Raw genomic sequence first — 16,948 nt, forward strand, 5'->3', positions numbered from 1 at the left:
AAGGACGCTGGATGGATGATTTTAGGTGGATTTGTTCATAGAAAAATGGTACGTTATTTTGGGATCAATAGCGCAGAGTGTTCGTGTTCGATATGTGTTATCGGGATAGCGCGAAAGTCGGGATATACGTTTAGGCTCATATTATTTATATTTAGGGAGGGCGTCGGCATGGACAAGAATTCTGTTTATCAAACAAACAGTTTCTATTGGGATACAAAAGGAAATGACTTCTTAGGAGCAATCGTGCTTCCTTTTTATGGAGCATTTGTCTCAGAAGAAAAATGTCAGCTTTTTGGCGATGTCTCAGGGAAAAAGATGCTGGAGATAGGCTGTGGAAACGGTCAATCCTTGCAATATCAGGGGGAACGCAAAGCATCTGAACTATGGGCTGTGGATATATCAGAGAAACAAATCGAAAAGGCAACGCAGCATTTGAAGGCATGCGGTCTTTCAGCAAAATTGATCTGTTCACCCATGGAAGAAGAATGTGGCATACCCGTGGATTATTTTGACTTTGTTTATTCGATTTATGCCATAGGCTGGACCACCGACCTTGAGGGTACTTTTTGCCGGATCGCTTCTTACCTTAAAAAAGACGGTGTATTTATTTTCAGTTGGTCTCACCCTATACACAAATGTGTTGTTGCGGAAAATAATAGGCTTGCTTTTAAAAAATGTTATTTCGATGAATCTTGGTATTCGGTATCTCTTGATGAAGGTGCGCTAACATTATCGGATCGTAAACTATCAACCTATGTGAATGCGTTGGCAAAAGCGGGATTTGTCATTGAGCAAATGATTGAGCAATCTGATGATGAAATTATGCAATCGCGGGACGATAACAGCGATTTTGCAAAAAAAGCAAAGATGCTTCCTGTAACTTTTGTAGTCAAAGCAAGAAAACTATAGTATCCGATGGCTTAATCATGATTTAGCCTCTGGATCATCATCCCAAGAAACCTTTCTGGCCTGTAATAGCTTTTGTTCGTCAAAAACAATGAGACGGTATTTGCTGTTCACTCCTTCAGGACAATATGCATGAAAAAACGAAACCATTTCCTCCACTGCCTCCACCTTCATTTGCACAAAAAAAGGACATTTCCGCTCCAATGAAGTCGCAACATGATTATTGGAACAGCTCACTAATGGTATAATGTCTTCCTTGGCAAAATTCAGCTCAGACCGTTCGGATGTCTCTCCAAATATTTTGCTCTTGCTCCATTCAGCAGCTCCATCAATACCATAGTTGAATCGTAGTTCGTAAAGCCGCGGGTTCCCTCATATAAAATTAAGGTAGATTTTATAGACACCGGTATAAAAGGTGATGTATATTTATACCTAACAGCCCAGAATATCCCAATTACTCTGCTATTGGGAGGTGTTCGGCCAACTGACGACATTTAAATTGAAAGCGAATTCAAAACGTAAAAGACCATCCACCTGGTACAAAGAAAGTGCTTGTCGAGTTCACTCTATGAAAAAAGGAGCTTGAGATGGTATGAAAAGAAAAATCGCGTCTGTCGCTTTCGTGCTTGTCCTGCTGTTCAGTTTTGCTTCCATTGGTTTGGCGGCCTCTAGCGGACCGGGTACAGGCAACAATACTTGGGCGCCGGTCCAAGCCCATGGCAATATTTATATCGAAGGCAACTTCATAAACAACGGGCAGATCAGCCTCGGGGTTAATTTTAAGCTGTACCGGGTTACCCCGACCGGAGATGTGCTGGTAGGGAGTAATTGGACGAATACCATTGTGGCCGGTCAATCTGCACGTCTCAAGATTCCTTTGGCTTCGAATCAACCCGACGGACAGTACAGACTTGTCTTAGACTCGCCGGGTGATTTCACCGTCAGTGCCTATCTGGGCTACAATTAAACGTTAAAACCTCCACAGCCACTTTGCTCCTTACGGTGGCCATGGAGGTTTTTCATCTTCAGCTTAACGCAGTTGCTCCTTCGATCTTTTCAATAAGCTTCTTGTCGCCCGGGCCACGATTCGTTTCGTCTCCTTCGTATCCGAAGCTTCCAGCCATGCATCGCAAATCCGAAGCACCCAGTAAGGGCAAAAGATTATAAACCTCATTGAAAACGCCCATCCGATAATCGGATGAGCGTTTTTTACATCCTACTTCTCCTGCTCCTTTATCACCTGCTCAATCCCAAGCAGAATCAGCTTCAATCCGAACTCAAACGCTCCGTCGGTCCCCATCAGCTCGAACAGCCCGTTCGTGAACATCCTCCGGAACAGTCCCGCTTCGCTCTCGCTCATGGAGTCCAGAAGGCGAATCATCTCCTCACCCGGAAGCGCTCCCTGGTCCTTAAGGATAGCGGAGACATTGCGCTCATGCTGATAATCGTCCAGAACGAAGTAGTAGACATAGTTCACAAGGGTGAGAATGACTTGCATCTTCTGCTCTTGGTCAAGCGGCGTTGACTCCACGCAGAGCAGCATACGGTTGGTGAACCGGATGATATCCGGTTCGTGGGGCAGCGTCATCATCATGAGCTGTGTGGAGCAAGGATACCGGCCGAGTACACTCCGTACCGTAACCGCAAGTCCCGTCAACTGCTCCTTCCAATCCCCCTCGGAGCGGAACTCCTCCAGGATTATTTTCGATACCTGGTTGGCCAGACGCTGGTAGAGATCCTGCTTACTCTTGAAGTACCAGTACAGAGAGGGAGCCTGAATCCCCAGCCGGTCGGCCAATCGTCTCATGCTGAATTTCTCGATGCCACCTTCCCCTAGAAGTTCCCAGGAGGTTCCAAAAATTTTATCCTCCGAAATCTGAGGCTGCTGCTTTTTCATTTGTATCCGCCCTTTTATCTAACAGTGTAAGTTTATGCTTTACAGGTTCATAGGTTCATGATATCATCTAACACTGTAAGGCACAACCTAACACTGTTAGAGTGAAGTCCAAAACAAATGAAGAAAGTAGTGACCCGCATGGATGCAGAAAACCTTCATTACTTTGAAAAAGCACCAATCGCAAAAGCCGTAGCTCACTTCGCTGTACCGATGATGCTAGGCACGTCAATGAGTGTCATCTATTCCATCTTGAATGCCTATTTCCTTGGTACACTGGGCAATACGGCCATGTTAACCGCACTCGCACTAACCTTGCCGTTATTCGCGGCCATTATGGCGCTAGGCAATTTGATTGGCATGGGCAGCGGTACATTCATCTCCCGTTTGCTGGGAGAGAAAAAATACGATGATGTGAAGCATGTGTCTTCATTCGCCTTTTACAGCAGCTTGGTTCTCGGTCTTATCGTGATGGCCGTCGGCCTCCCGTTGATCGATCCAATCGTTCATGGCCTGGGGGCAACGGCTGATTCCTTCGGATTCACGAAGGACTATGTCACGATTATGCTTATGGGTTCACCATTCGTCGTATTATTCTTCACGCTGGAGAATATCGTGCGCTCGGAGGGGGCAGCCATCACATCGATGATCGGTATGATTCTCAGTGTTGTCGTAAATATTATTCTCGATGCGTTAGTCATCTTCGTGTTCCATTGGGACGTGATCGGCGTTGCGTCTGCTACGGTTATTTCTAACTTGGTCGCGAGTGCATTCTACGCCTTCCATATGAAAGATAAGAGCCAATTCTTAACCGTCTCCGTAAAATGGTTCAAGGCTACCAAGGACATTCTGAGCAATGTATTCAAAATCGGGGTTCCCGTCTTTATTATGAGTATCTTTTTGGGTGCAATGTCGCTCATCTTCAACCATTTTCTTGTCGAATATGGGGATCAGGCCGTAGCTGCTTACGGAATTTCATCCCGTTTATTGCAATTTCCTGAGTTTATTCTGATGGGCTTATGCGAGGGAGTCGTGCCGCTCATTGCCTTCTCTTTTACAGCAAATAAATTACGCATGAAGCATACCATTGGATTTACGGTCAAAGCGATAGTGGCGTTAGCCTTCGTGTTCGGCGTCATCGTCTATCTGATTTCCGATCACTTAATTGGTTTATTTACGAATGACCCGCAATTAATCGAAATGGGCAGCTATATTCTACATGTGACGTTCTTATCCTTGTTCATTACAGGAATGACCACGTTGTGTACGGGGATCTTTCAAGCAACAGCACAAGGAACCGCCGCGTTTATTATGTCAGTTATTCAAGGAATTACTCTGATTCCTGTGCTCTATATCGCCAATCGAATGAACGGCTTCCATGGGGTTGTCTGGTCGCTCGTCATTTCGGATGCTGTCGCGTTCCTTGTTGGAGCCATCATGCTGTATGCTTTGCGGAACAAATTGAAGCCGGATTTGGATCATTTAGTACAGTAGTAACCTATAACACGCAAAAAGGCAGATACGGGCACTCCCCGATCCTGCTTTTTTTGGGTACATGGAATTGGCTGTGTCATTTAAAAAAAGGAAATGCCCCCTATCTGCGGGAGCTTGCTTATTCGGCGCCCCCATCGGCCGGTCATTATACGGTGACGGAGAGCGGCCTTCTCATTTCCTATCGATCAGGACTGCTTCGGCTTTATAGGTACGCCCGGATCGAACCGGTCAAATCGCTAACCACACTTCCGATCTGTTCCGGTGTCAGATGAAAATCGTTCAGAGTCCATTCGATCAGCATCATATGCACGATGGAGGATAGCGATTTGCCGGCGTACAGCCCATGTGTATGACTCGCTCTCTCCCCGTTTCCGCCCGGTTCATTTCTTCTGCTCGCGAGCAGCTCGTCGAAGTAGTCACAAATGCTTTTATAGATGAGCTGCCTGATCTTGCGGTCTTTGGTCAAAATACTATGGATTAAGGCGGCAGGGGCATTGCGCTGCCAATTGCGAAACAGCAAGACGAACATCTCTTCGTCGAACGAGGTCTTCATCCCGACGCCCACATCGTGCCACATCCCTTTCATAAATCCGTCCAAATAGTTTAGCAGGATGACGTCCTTGTCTTGAAAATTACGATAAACGGTTTGCCGTGCAAGCCCGGCCCTATCCGCGATCTCGGTGATCGATATATGGGAGTACTCTTTTTTTTCCATAAGTTGAAACAAAGCCGTTTGAATCCATTCCTGCGATCGTAGAGCAAGCTTGCCTGACTGCGCGTTCAAAGTGTGCCACATCCTCTTATCGTGTAAATTTCGATCTTATTCACTCAACCGGCGCTGCATGAAAAGCTTTATCGTAACCGTTACAACTATACCATATGTTACACATGTACCATGAATGCTTGTTCAAATAAAACATCGTGTTGCGAAAAAATTTTTAAAGGAGAGCCGTTTTATACGTTGATTTGCCGGTACTAAAACGCTGGGCACGCGACATCGAGTCGCACTGGGGTTAACCGAGCGGAGCGATGCTCTTGTTCTCCTTGTCTCCGAAGAAACGGGCAGAGTTTCTTCTGCCTTAAACGGACACCTTTCCCCCGTTACGACCCGCGAATTAACATAAACGTTGAAAGAAAAGTGCTTGAGGAATTGGCTGAACGTTCAAAGTGTGACACATTCTCTTAAGTGTCTATTTTCATTCTCATTTCCTGGACAAGCATTGCATCCAAAAAGATTTTATATTAAGGTAGACAAGGATCACACGTGTTACATCTGTAACGTTTTTGTTTTCATGGAAAGACGCATCATTCAAATCAAGGGAGTCGTCTGTAAACTTCTATTGAGAATGATAATCATTTTTACAAATAAGGGAAACCGAAAGGGGTATTACTGTTGGGAAGAACAAAAAAATGGATGGCGTTGCCTCTCCTCCTCATCATGTCCTTACTTGTCGCAGCCTGCGCCAAGCCGAACGCATCCCAGCCGCCGGAAGAGAAAAGCAGCGAAGCTCCGGTCCGCATGATTAAACATGCGATGGGCGACACGCCCGTTACCGGAACGCCGCAGCGCGTCGTCGTGTTAACGAACCAAGGCACCGAATCTCTACTGGAACTTGGCATTAAACCGGTCGCTGCGGTAAAGTCTTGGATTGGCGAGCCCTGGTTTGATCATATCAAAGATAAGATGGACGGCGTCAAAGTTATCGGCGACGAGTCGCAGCCCAATCTGGAGCTTATTGCCAGCCTGAAGCCGGATATTATTTTAGGAACCAAGGTCCGCCACGAAAAAATATATCCGCAGCTTTCCGCTATTGCGCCAACCGTCTTTACGGAAAATCTCGGCGATAGCATGATTGAAAACTTCGAGCTGTATGCGAAGGCGCTAAACAAAGAAGCGGAAGGAAAAGCGGCACTGGATAGCTACAACAAGGCCATTGAGCAAACGAAGGCGGCTCTCGGCGATAAAACGAAAATGCGTGTTTCGCTGGCCCGATTCCAGCCCGGAAAAGTGCGCGTCTACTACAAAAACAATTTTGCCGGCGTCGTCTTTGAGCAGCTGGGTTTTGCCCGCCCGGAGGCTCAAAACAAAGATAAGTTCACCGACGATCTTACGACGGAACAAATCAACGTGCTTGATGGCGATGTGTTCTTCTACTTCACTTCCGACCGCAACGGTGAAACCGATGCTTCCAAAACGGCGGACGAATGGCTGAAAAGTCCTCTCGGACAAAATCTGAACGTTGTAAAAAAACAACGGGCTTTTAATGTCGATGAAGCGGTGTGGAATACATCGGGCGGTATCATCGCGGCCAAGCTTCTGGTTGAGGACATTAAAGTCCGGTTCGAGAAGCTGAGCTTATAGACGTCCCGGTGAGCGCAAGCTTCGGCTCATTCCTCCCCTTTCGAATTGGGAATGAAATTGTGAAAACTAGAAAAACAGCTCGTTCCTCATCCGAGGGCGGGCTGCTTTTGCTTTAAGTGTCTACTATATAGGATACAGTTTGTCGCGGGATGGCCTTTCTTTTTGATGCACACCCTAATAGATTGAAATGTCCGTTCCATAAAGGTGAAGACGGAGGCGTTTTGCAATAGACTGGGAAGAATAATTATCCCACGATGTACTATATAAAGGGATCCTTCCAGACTGCCGTATCGCTTGTGCCCATGAGGACGTTACGCGCATCGCATATCCTTTGCCTCGGTAATCTTTCAATGTCTCAACTCCGGCCTCTGCCGCCTTATCACTACTTCTTGCGCTAAAACAGACAGATACAGCCATGTTGTTTTCCGTCACCATGAAACAAGGCTCTCGAAACTTCAGTTCCGATAATAGGGCAGGAAACCCTGGTTCCAAACAATATTTATTGTCTTCCGTGACCAATATGGCATCTGTGTAATCCTCTACGATTTCTTGACATGCAAAAGCCGGCCCCATCCATATGCCTTTAATTCCTCTGTGCTTCTCCAAGGCACGCATAACATTAGCAAGCTGCCCGGTTGAATCACCCTGACCCACGAATTGCAGGATGTCATGGACTAAGCGAACGGGTGTGTCACTGCGGAATCTTACAATGCTGCCTGCATCGGTATGTCCCCAAAAAAATCGAGGAGCAGCCTGATTCACAGGCTCATTAATGGTTGTCATACGTCCGGCATGATCATGAGTGTAGAGAACTTCAGCTTGAATGCTCATTAGTTCCAAATGATTGTACAAAGATTTACCTCCTCTGTTGTTGGTCCTTCACCCTTTCCCTGTACAATTTAACTATCATCAAAAATCACTCGCTCTCATCATAATCTATATCAAGGATATCATGCTCTGTCATCTCGTTCATTTTTGTTATTCCCTCCTGTAACCGTAAAATTTGGTTTGTGTTGTGTTCTCTGTTTCGGGGGCTGGTAAATTACGGTGCATATTGCCCGCAACGTATATTTTCCCCTTCTCGTTGGTTTGCACGTACTACTGTGTAATTTCCTTTGCCTTACGTTCCCAATTTTTCCGTCTATACTCCTTTTCCTTTTGTCTGTTCTCTGGATTCTGACGCCACTTCCTTCTGTAGTCCCTTCCGTACTGGCGGCGTGCTTTCTGTGCTTCGGGGCTTAATTGTTTCATATGCCTAATCCTCCACTATTTCAATTATTCCGTCATCTTCATCCACTATCTCAATAACTAATTCATCCTCTGCTCGTCCCTTGGGAATTTCATTCCCATTGAGATACAAGCTTTTCCCGTTGCCGTGTTTTTTTCTAAGGCACTTTGCTAGTTCAAGTTCTCTAGGTAGTAGCATCATCTGCTTTACCCTTCCAGTTCCTTAAGTCTCGTCATCTGGTAATCCAGAGTCCGTTCTGTCTCCTGTATTCGCTCTTCCGCCCGTTGAACCATTGCCAACGCTTCTTCCTTTGCGTCCTCTAGTTCCTGCCGCTGGCGAGCCAACACACGTTCGTTAAACTGTAAAACCTCCTTCAAGTGATTATAATTTAGTCAAAATTAAAGTTGTTAACTGGCAGCGGGCATTAAGCTAACGGACAGGATAATTACAAAGACGAACAGCAACCCATTTGCCAGGAAACTGTTCGTCTTTGTCAGGATGAGGCAGTGCAATTGTTACTATTGTCTCAATCTGCTGATATAGCCACTATCAAGTACTATTTCTTTTCTAATTGTGTTTACCATCACTTGTGGTACGGTTCCCCGTAATGTATCTAAACACAAAGTTCAGTTTGACCACAAAATTTACATCTGTATATAAAGACAAAGCCACTCCTGATAATGGAGTGGTTTCTTTGGATCTTTTATTGCACTATCGTTCGCCGTAGTTGAAAATCCCTATACACCAAATTGAATTTTAATTCAATTTGGTGTATATTTATACGATAATAATTGGGAGGGTTGCATTATGTCACTTGTTATAAGAAATGCTGAAGTTGATGATTTGAACGGTTTGTCCGAATTAATGTATGAATATATAGTTGGTTTTTATAAGAAACCTCGACCTGACATTGAAAAACTACATCAATTGATTCAAACCCTTCTAAAGAAAAAGGAAGGTGTACAGTTTGTGGCATTACAAGATGGGAAGTTAATTGGTTTTGCAACATTATACTTTACATTTAGCACGATGAAGGCAGATAAATACACTGTAATGAACGACCTTTTTGTCATTGAGCCATTACGAGATACAGAAGTGGAAACACAACTGTTTTTAGAATGCCAAAAGTACACAAAAGAGCATCAATACACTCACATGTCTTGGATAACGGCTACAGATAATAAACGTGCTCAACGCTTATTTGATAAGATGGGTGGCATTCAAGGGGATTGGATTAACTACTCTATTATCTAAGCGCTTGAACCCTCTACGGTTGAGCCAGTGAAACAGAAGAACTTGCTTCACTTCATAATAAACAAGATCACAGTAAACGTTGGAAACAATCCCGACCAGAGAAGCGTCAAGGATATTGAATTGTTCTTTGACGCTTCCCTTAACGATGAGTTTGTGCTTACTTATGGTACGGTTCACCGTGGTCAATCCACAAAAAATCTGGTAATATCCCCTTACGGTAGACAACGAAAAAAAGACATCTGTTAAGATGGACTTAAACGTTGCCTACCGGAGGGGATTTTTCATGGGGAAAACAGGTCGAACAAATAACAAGTATCCAGATGAACTTAGAATAAGGGCGGTTCGACTCGTGACCGAGGAGAACGTGTCTTATCGAGAAGCCGCCAAAGAACTGGGCATACGCAATAAGAGTCAGGTACTCGTTTGGGTCCAGCGATATCGAGAGGGGCAGCCCCTTGTACAAGAGACCGCTCGTGAGGGACAACCGAAGACCGAGTTTGCGAGTATGGAAGAAGAAATGGCTTATTTAAGAGCGGAGATTGCATACTTAAAAAAGCGGTATCCAAATCTACACGGGGAGTGACGAACAAAGGCAGTCGATGTGAGATTATCGAGGAAATGAGACGAGAGTATCCGCTGAAGTGGCTGCTTCACCTGGCGGACATTTCACGGGCCGGTTACTACAAGTGGCGAAAGAGATGCTTGAGGCCAGATCCACGCAAGGAGCAGGAGTTGCTGCTAGCGGACCACTTGATGGCCATACACCGTTTGCGTCCCTACTTCGGCTACTTGCGCATGACGGCTGCTTTACGTAAGGAGGGGCTGCATGTCAACCACAAACGGGTTTATCGGGTGATGAAGAAGCTCGGCATTCAATCGGTCATCCGGAAGAAGCGCCGCTTTTTCGGTAAGCAGGTATCGGTGGTTCATCCGAATCGATTGGGGCGCGAGTTCCACGCGCAAGCGCCGCTGCGCAAACTCGTAACCGATATTACCTACATTCGTGTAGGGGATCGTTTTGTGTACCTCTCGGCAATCCAGGATCTCTACAACAACGAGATTGTGTCCTGGCACCTTTCCGAGCGTAATGACCTTGCTCTTGTGACAAAAACGCTGGATAAGCTGCGTGCACAGGCGGACCTTACAGGCGTTCTCCTTCATTCTGACCAAGGCTTCCAGTACACCTCAAGGCCATTCAACGAAAAACTCGCAAAACTGGGGATGGTGGGCAGCCATTCGAGGCGGGGAAACTGCTTGGACAATGCCTCCGTAGAATCTTTCTTCTCTCACTTAAAAACAGAGAACGTCTATCTTACTTCTCCCCAGACTGTTTCTGAACTGGAACAAACCCTTCATGACTACATCTTGTTTTACAATAATGGTCGTTTCCAGAAAAAATTAAACAACCGTTCCCCGGTTGAATACCGGGAAACGGCTGCTGCTTAATGACATGTCTTTTTATTCGCGTCTACTTGACGGGGGGATGACCGACCTTGACCGGTGTATAAGCTTTGTTCCGGTTCACTGTTTACGTTTACGCAAGCCCTTTGCCGGTTTTCGCGCAGCCGGTTTCTTTTTCACCGGTTTCTTGCTCCCTTTCCTTCGTTTGGGGGGAACCGGCAGGGGATCCCGCTGGGGAAGGACGGAGCCTGCCTCATGCCGGAACGTGTTTTCCGGCGGCTGCCTGCTTTCCTCTCTGGCGGCCTCTTCCCTTCTGCGCTCCGCCAGGAGAAGCGGCTCTTCGTAAGTACCCTGGGCCAACTCTTCCAGCTCTTGCCGAGAGATCGGCTCCTTAAGGGCTACGAAATAATACAAGATTTCGTCCACCACATTTAGCGTGGATTGCCGGAGCATACGCCGGTCTTCTTCATCGTAAATGGGAGACAGATACTGCGGCAGATAAAAGAATTCGCAGCGCAGCAGCTTTAAATCGATCTCGGCCCTGGCCCCCTTATCCCATCCGGCGGGCACGTCAGTCATATAGCTGTTTTCACGCAAAGGATCGTATACATACAACTCGTTCGTAAAAAACCGGGGCAGCTGTTCGTCAAACCAGGAACGGAACTTCGGGTTTACCGCATGATAAGAGGTATGCGCGTATGGAGTAAGCAGACAGATGACCGCTTTATGCCGGCAAACACGGTAAATCTCCTTCATCACGTTCATCAGATCGGGCACATATTCCAGCGAACGGCTGGCCATGACGAAATCAACCGTACCGGTTTCTAGAGGGATACCGTCGTTCAAATCGCACTGGAGATCAACACCGGGGAGCGGCTCTTTGTCGATGCCGATAAAACCGGGATGTTTGCGCAGGCCGCATCCCAAATCGATTTTCATACCCATCGCTCCCTATCCCTTTACCAGATACTATTACCGTATGGATGAAGAGGGTATTTGGCGTGGGTCAAGCGCCAATCTCACGGAAATTGTGCGAATCGGCTTGCCTCTGTCTAGAGGTAACGAGATCTTCAGGTTCCAGAATAAGCGTCACTTCGAGCGTGGCCGTATTTTTCCCCGTATAGATCGGTTCGAGAAGCTCGGGGATACCGAAATTTTTGGTTTCCAGGCCGCTGCACCTTGCTTTTAGCTCCATTCGACCGCCGGAATGCTTGATCTCCCCTTTAAACTGAATCGGTTGGGTCATATTCCGAACGGTCAATTCGCCCTCGATCGTCAGCGGGTGAGGTTCCCCTTCCAGCAGCGGTTTTTCGAACCCGCCGACTTTAACGATCCGGAACGAGGCTTCCGGGTAAGCTTTTACGTTAAAAAAATACCAGTCCCGCAGTTTGGCGTTCCAGGCAGGATCTTCCGAATAAAGAGAGGTCATGTCGGCAGCAACCGTACCGACTATGTGTTCCGTGTCTTCCTGGTTGATTTTTAACAGCCCCGAAAGCTTCGGAAACGTCAAATCCAGCGATTCGTGTGGAGATATGACCGAAACCGCCGCCGAAGATCCCGCAGTCACTTTCCACGTCTTTCCCAATTGGAGCGGACCCAGCTTATCCCCTTTTTGTATTTCTTTCTCCTGTATCCACAAGGGTTCCCTGGCAATTGCGATATAGCCCGTCAAACTCCCCAAAATCAGAACAGCTCCAAGCGTACCGAACCACCAATAGCGACTCCGATTCATTCGTAAGCAATGCCCCCTTTTTGGCATAACCGGATGGCCTTCTACTGTTAACATAACATATATTATGAAAACTATTTTACTTTTCTGATAAGCGCTTTCAGTTCATCTCCTAAAAGCCACCGTTATAGGAAATTTGTCCTAGGTAACTAATTCGTCATAAAAATTCATATTCCTCTCCTTATTTTTCTGGGTATACGGAATTATTCAAATTTTAAGACAATTTTTACATTTGCCAGGATTCGAGTACAATAATGGAGCAACCATTCCCTTTAAGAAGGTGTTAGCTTGAAAACTCATCTCTTGATTGCCGATGACGATGCGCATATCCGCGAGCTTCTGCAATTTATTTTCAAAAAGGAAAATTACCTCGTATCCGAGGCCGCTGACGGCGAAGAAGCCGCCGCGCTGCTGGAACGGGAGCAAATTCATCTCGCGGTTATCGACATTATGATGCCGGGCAAAAACGGACTGGAGCTTTGCGAAGAAATCCGCAGCTATTACGACATCCCGGTTATTTTACTCACCGCCAAAGGTCAACTTGAGGACAAGGAAAAAGGATATTTGTCCGGTACGGACGATTATCTCGTAAAACCGTTCGAGCCTAAAGAACTACTTTTCCGTGTGAAAGCTCTGCTGCGTCGGTATCGGCTCGTTTCCTCGGATGCTATCGCACTGAACCGGACGGTTATAGATCGCAAGAGCTATGAAATACATATGGACGGAGAGACCTATGTCATTCCGCTCAAAGAATTTGAATTGCTGGCTCAACTGGCCAGCCAGCCCGGACGCATTTTTACGCGGGAACAGCTTCTGAACCTGGTTTGGGGAGCCGACTATGAAGGAGGCAGCCGGACAATCGATGTGCACATCAAACGGCTGCGGGAACGTTTTCACGAGAAAACGAGCGATTTCGTGCTGACAACGGTACGCGGCCTCGGCTACAAATTAGAGGTGTGCTCCACATGAAGACCTTATATGTACGGATCGTCATCACTTTCCTTCTGATCGCCGTGGTCAGCAGCGCGGCCGCACTTCTCTTCTCCAACGGCTACTACTCCGCCAAGCTCCGGGACTATAACGAACAGAAGATTTTAAGAATTTCTCAAGAGATCCGGGGGCTGTACGAGGAAATTCCGGGGCTTGGGCTCGACGCGTATTTGACCCGCATCGCCAATATGGGGTTTCAGGTTTACGCGGTAGACGACGGACTCCGGGGAACTTTTTACGGGTCGCCTTTTAAACATAAGGAGATCGAACGGGACACGATTGTCCGCGTGCTGAACGGCGACACTTATCACGGAGTTATGGAAGAGCGCCACCTCCTCCTCGTCACGGGTTTTTTCGAGAACAGCATCCGCAACAGCATTGGTCTTCCGGTTCGAAGCGGCGGCAAAACCATGGCCTTGTTCATTCGTCCCGACATGGAGCAGCAGATCGGAGAAGTCCGGATTCTGATGGCGCTTCTGCTCGGTTTCACGTTTCTGCTCAGTCTGGTGCTGATTATTGTTTCCACCCGCTTTATCGTGAAGCCCGTACAGAAATTGACGGAAGCCACGAACAAGATCGTAGGCGGAGACTACAACATCCACATGGACGTCACGCGGCGCGACGAAATCGGCAACTTGGCCCGTCATTTTACGCAAATGGCGCAGTCGCTGGAGAAACTCGATCAGATGCGGCAGGAGTTTGTCGCCAATGTCTCGCATGAAATTCAGTCTCCTCTCACGACTATTCAAGGTTTTGCCCAGAGCATCCTGGAAAAAGGCGCTACACCCGAGGAAGAACGAAGATACCTCCGGATTATTGAAGAAGAAAGCCGCCGGCTGTCGTCCCTCAGCAAAGAGCTTCTGACGCTCGCCGCTCTGGACAAAGAAACGAGTGCCCTCAAACCTTCCTCCTTCCGGCTGGACGAGCAGATCCGCCAAATTTTCATTACGACGGAATGGCAGTGGACGGAAAAAGAGCTTCAGCTTCAGCTGGATCTCCCCGAACTGGTCATTCGCGCGGACTCGCAGCTTCTGCATCAGGTGTGGTTGAATCTGATTGCCAACAGCATCAAATTTACCCGGCCGGGGGACACAATCTCCGTTCAAATCCGGCAAGAACAACATGAAATCCTCGTCTCAATCGGCGATACCGGACCGGGTATCCCTCCCGAAGACCTCCCCCATATTTTTGACCGCTTCTATAAAGGGGATAAATCCCGCAACCGCTCCCGCTCCGGCAGCGGCCTCGGACTGTCCATCGCTCATAAAATCGTCACCTTGCACAAGGGCAGTATCGAAGCAACGAGCCTTCCGGGTGAAGGAACGGTGTTTCAGATCCGGCTTCCTCAGCTGTAATCTTCCGTTCATCGTCCGTTCATAATCCTGTCCTACAATTCATTTGAGAATAAGGACAGGAGGTTATGAACACCATGAACAACCCGTGGAACAAACTCGCGCGCGCCGTGAGCTCCCCCCGAGGGGCTAAAATCGTCGCCGCCCTATGGATAATCGCGATCGTGGCACTCAGCCTGGCTGCGCCGAGATCGAAACAGGTTGCCGTAAGCAGCGGAGAAGGCAGCGCCTTTAGTCAAACGCCTTCGGAAGAAGCTCAAAAAATGATGGATGAGCGGTTTCCATCCGAGGACGGTTTGACGGCGCTGCTCGTTTTTCACAGCAAAAATTCGATTACCGCGGAAGAGCGATCGAAGATCGCCGCTATCAGCGAATGGCTGGCCTCCGCCGGCAAACCGCCGCAGATTGCCGGTGCGCTCCCTTTTCATACGCTGCCCACAGCAGTCCAGGACAAGATGTTTTCCGATGACGGAACGACAATCCTGCTGAACGCCGCTTTCCATAAGGATTTGGAATCCGGACAGATATACGAAGGGCTGCAGCAAATCCGTACGCACGTCGAACAGACGGGAATCGGTTCGCTCGAATTCAAGATCACGGGCCCGGCCGGCATCGCGGCAGACACCACTTCCCTCTTCAAGAACGCCGACTTCGTCCTCATGTTCGCTACCGTCGGCCTGATCCTGGTGATTCTCATGATCATTTACCGGTCACCGCTTCTTGCCGTTATCCCTCTCGTCATTTCCGGTATGGTCTACATGGTCGTGGACCGGATACTCGGCCTTGCCGGGAAATACGGCTGGTTTCTCGTCGACAAACAGGCACTGTCCATCATGATGATCCTGCTCTTCGCCGTGCTGACCGATTACTGCTTGTTCGTACTAACCCGCTATAGAGAAGAACTCCAGACATCCGCGGACAAATACGAAGCCATGCAGCATGCCCTCAGCCGGGTGGCTGAGCCGATCCTGTTCAGCGGCGGGACGGTCCTTATCGCCATGCTCACGTTGTTTACGGCCGTTTTCAAACCGTACCACCATTTTGCGCCCGTTTTCTCGGCAGCCATGGCCGTTATCATGCTCGGCGGCCTTACGCTTATCCCCGCTGTCTTTGCCCTGCTGGGCCGGAAAGCGTTCTGGCCTTTTGTTCCGAAGCTTTCGAAATCTTCACCGGGCAAGGCAAGGGGATTTTGGGCTTCGATGGGCGGATTCGTTACGCGAAGGCGCCGTTTAACGGCAGGCGTTCTGCTCCTTGCCCTGCTCGCGTCTTCGCTTACCGTTACTTCGATGAAGCATTCGTTTAATCTCTTGAAATCTTTTCCGGACAGTACTTCGTCCCGTCAGGGCTTCGAGATTCTTGAAACCAAATTCCCGCCGGGACAGCTCGCTCCGGTATCGGTTCTTTTAACTTCGGAGAAAAGGCTGCCGATTGACGCCGCCTTTTACGAGAAGGTCGCCGCCCTGACCGGCCTCTTAAAAAATCAGCCGGGCGTGAACGCCGTCTCTCCGGAGATTACGCCCGCTTTACCCGCAAGCGGTGCGCAGCTTCCGAAAAATGTGTTATCTGCGGACGGAACCGCCATGAAACTGCAGCTGACGCTGGAGAGCAATCCGTACGAGCCGGTCTCGCTCGATCTGATCGGTCTGCTTCGCGGCAGCAGTCCGGCGCTTCTGGAGAAAAGCGGACTGAGTCCGTCCGAATTTACCCTGCATTACGCAGGACAAACGGCGGCGCAGCTCGATGTCAGGAATATGAACAAGCGGGATACGATTCTTCTTTTCTCTCTGATCACGCTTTTTATTACGATTATGCTGCTCATTCAGACCCAATCGTTTAAACATGCGCTCACCATGATCGCCACGATGCTGCTGTCCTATACGGCTACACTCGGCCTTGGCTGGATGATCTTTCATTTCGTGCTGGGTTATGATTCCATCAGCTACCGCTTGCCGGTATACACCTTCGTATTCCTGATCGCGCTGGGCGTCGATTACAACATCATGCTCGTATCGCGCATCAAAGAAGAGGCGGCACGGTACCCCTGGAAAGAAGCCGTAAGCCGCGGCGTCGCTTTGACGGGAGGAGTAATCTCATCCGCCGGGCTCATTCTGGCCGCCACCTTCACGGTACTCATAACCCAGCCGCTGCAGGAGCTCTTTCTGTTCGGTTTTACGATGGCCCTCGGCATTCTTCTCGATACGTTCCTGGTCCGGGGCATGCTTCTACCCGCTCTGCTCGTGTTTACCGGTGAGCGCAAGAACAGCGCGATCAAACGCGAAACCGTGACAGATCACCTTGCGCCCCGGCAATAAAACTGAACTCAGGAGGAGCTTTTGAC

The 16,948-nt window shown here is 48.2% G+C and carries 16 protein-coding genes and 1 pseudogene; 10 read left to right on the plus strand and 7 right to left on the minus strand.

The genetic code is table 11. The annotated features are described in order from the left end of the window. The first annotated feature begins 168 nt into the window (after positions 1-168). Entirely contained in the window at positions 169-909 is a 741-nt protein-coding gene (locus tag AC2TF6_RS14585) for a class I SAM-dependent methyltransferase (protein ID WP_491307348.1), read from the plus strand. A 15-nt stretch (positions 910-924) separates the two neighbouring features. Here the strand turns inward: AC2TF6_RS14585 and AC2TF6_RS14590 are convergent, their stop codons facing one another. Beyond that, positions 925-1,065: a hypothetical protein gene (locus AC2TF6_RS14590; RefSeq protein ID WP_491307349.1), complete on the minus strand. Its 141-nt coding sequence runs from the start codon at positions 1,063-1,065 to the stop codon at positions 925-927. Between the two features lie 433 nt (positions 1,066-1,498). Here AC2TF6_RS14590 and AC2TF6_RS14595 point away from each other — a divergent pair, with 433 nt between their 5' ends. Continuing rightward, entirely contained in the window at positions 1,499-1,873 is a 375-nt protein-coding gene (locus tag AC2TF6_RS14595; protein ID WP_491307350.1) for a hypothetical protein, read from the plus strand. A gap of 249 nt (positions 1,874-2,122) precedes the next feature. On the opposite strand, the gene AC2TF6_RS14600 is transcribed toward AC2TF6_RS14595, so the two are convergent. Continuing rightward, positions 2,123-2,803, minus strand: coding sequence for a TetR/AcrR family transcriptional regulator (locus AC2TF6_RS14600; protein WP_491307351.1), 681 nt, complete (start codon positions 2,801-2,803; stop codon positions 2,123-2,125). Between the two features lie 138 nt (positions 2,804-2,941). On the opposite strand from AC2TF6_RS14600, the gene AC2TF6_RS14605 reads away from it, so the two are divergent. Further along, positions 2,942-4,294 (plus strand): MATE family efflux transporter, encoded by a 1,353-nt coding sequence (locus AC2TF6_RS14605; protein WP_491311661.1) that lies wholly within the window; start codon positions 2,942-2,944, stop codon positions 4,292-4,294. A gap of 202 nt (positions 4,295-4,496) precedes the next feature. Here the strand turns inward: AC2TF6_RS14605 and AC2TF6_RS14610 are convergent, their stop codons facing one another. Next, a complete protein-coding gene (locus AC2TF6_RS14610; protein WP_491307352.1) occupies positions 4,497-5,078 on the minus strand; it encodes a TetR/AcrR family transcriptional regulator in 582 nt (193 codons plus the stop codon). A 187-nt stretch (positions 5,079-5,265) separates the two neighbouring features. Here AC2TF6_RS14610 and AC2TF6_RS14615 point away from each other — a divergent pair. Next, positions 5,266-5,418, plus strand: a pseudogene (locus AC2TF6_RS14615) (diadenylate cyclase); the annotation flags it as partial. 290 nt (positions 5,419-5,708) lie between these two features. Continuing rightward, positions 5,709-6,656, plus strand: a complete 948-nt coding sequence (locus AC2TF6_RS14620) for an ABC transporter substrate-binding protein (protein ID WP_491311662.1) — start codon at positions 5,709-5,711, stop codon at positions 6,654-6,656. Positions 6,657-6,830: 174 nt separating this feature from the next. Here the strand turns inward: AC2TF6_RS14620 and AC2TF6_RS14625 are convergent, their stop codons facing one another. Both AC2TF6_RS14625 and AC2TF6_RS14630 read right to left on the minus strand, forming a co-directional pair. Continuing rightward, positions 6,831-7,508 (minus strand): GNAT family N-acetyltransferase, encoded by a 678-nt coding sequence (locus AC2TF6_RS14625; RefSeq protein WP_491307353.1) that lies wholly within the window; start codon positions 7,506-7,508, stop codon positions 6,831-6,833. A 403-nt stretch (positions 7,509-7,911) separates the two neighbouring features. After that, positions 7,912-8,085 (minus strand): hypothetical protein, encoded by a 174-nt coding sequence (locus AC2TF6_RS14630; protein ID WP_491307354.1) that lies wholly within the window; start codon positions 8,083-8,085, stop codon positions 7,912-7,914. Between the two features lie 606 nt (positions 8,086-8,691). On the opposite strand from AC2TF6_RS14630, the gene AC2TF6_RS14635 reads away from it, so the two are divergent. Together AC2TF6_RS14635 and AC2TF6_RS14640 are read left to right on the plus strand one after the other, a co-directional pair. Further along, positions 8,692-9,138, plus strand: a complete 447-nt coding sequence (locus AC2TF6_RS14635) for a GNAT family N-acetyltransferase (protein WP_491307355.1) — start codon at positions 8,692-8,694, stop codon at positions 9,136-9,138. Positions 9,139-9,421: 283 nt separating this feature from the next. Next, a protein-coding gene (locus AC2TF6_RS14640) for an IS3 family transposase (protein WP_491307356.1) occupies positions 9,422-10,584 on the plus strand; the annotation gives its coding sequence in 2 pieces (ribosomal slippage) (positions 9,422-9,698 and positions 9,698-10,584; 1,164 coding nt in all). 75 nt (positions 10,585-10,659) lie between these two features. Here the strand turns inward: AC2TF6_RS14640 and AC2TF6_RS14645 are convergent. Beyond that, on the minus strand, positions 10,660-11,478 hold the full coding sequence (locus AC2TF6_RS14645) for a class I SAM-dependent methyltransferase (RefSeq protein ID WP_491307357.1): 819 nt from the start codon (positions 11,476-11,478) through the stop codon (positions 10,660-10,662). A gap of 67 nt (positions 11,479-11,545) precedes the next feature. Continuing rightward, positions 11,546-12,271, minus strand: a complete 726-nt coding sequence (locus AC2TF6_RS14650; RefSeq protein ID WP_491307358.1) for a YceI family protein — start codon at positions 12,269-12,271, stop codon at positions 11,546-11,548. Positions 12,272-12,556: 285 nt separating this feature from the next. Between AC2TF6_RS14650 and AC2TF6_RS14655 the strand changes: the two genes are divergently transcribed. The 3 genes from AC2TF6_RS14655 (at position 12,557) to AC2TF6_RS14665 (ending at position 16,922) form a co-directional block, all read left to right on the plus strand. Next, a complete protein-coding gene (locus AC2TF6_RS14655) occupies positions 12,557-13,237 on the plus strand; it encodes a response regulator transcription factor (protein ID WP_491307359.1) in 681 nt (226 codons plus the stop codon). Then, positions 13,234-14,613 carry a sensor histidine kinase gene (locus AC2TF6_RS14660; RefSeq protein WP_491307360.1) on the plus strand — a complete coding sequence of 460 codons (1,380 nt, stop codon included), beginning with the start codon at positions 13,234-13,236 and terminating at the stop codon, positions 14,611-14,613. Before AC2TF6_RS14655 ends, AC2TF6_RS14660 begins: the two co-directional genes overlap by 4 nt. 74 nt (positions 14,614-14,687) lie before the next feature. After that, entirely contained in the window at positions 14,688-16,922 is a 2,235-nt protein-coding gene (locus AC2TF6_RS14665; protein WP_491307361.1) for an MMPL family transporter, read from the plus strand. The last annotated feature ends 26 nt before the right edge of the window (positions 16,923-16,948 follow it).

The sequence above is a fragment of the Paenibacillus sp. JNUCC 35 genome (genome assembly GCF_058269095.1).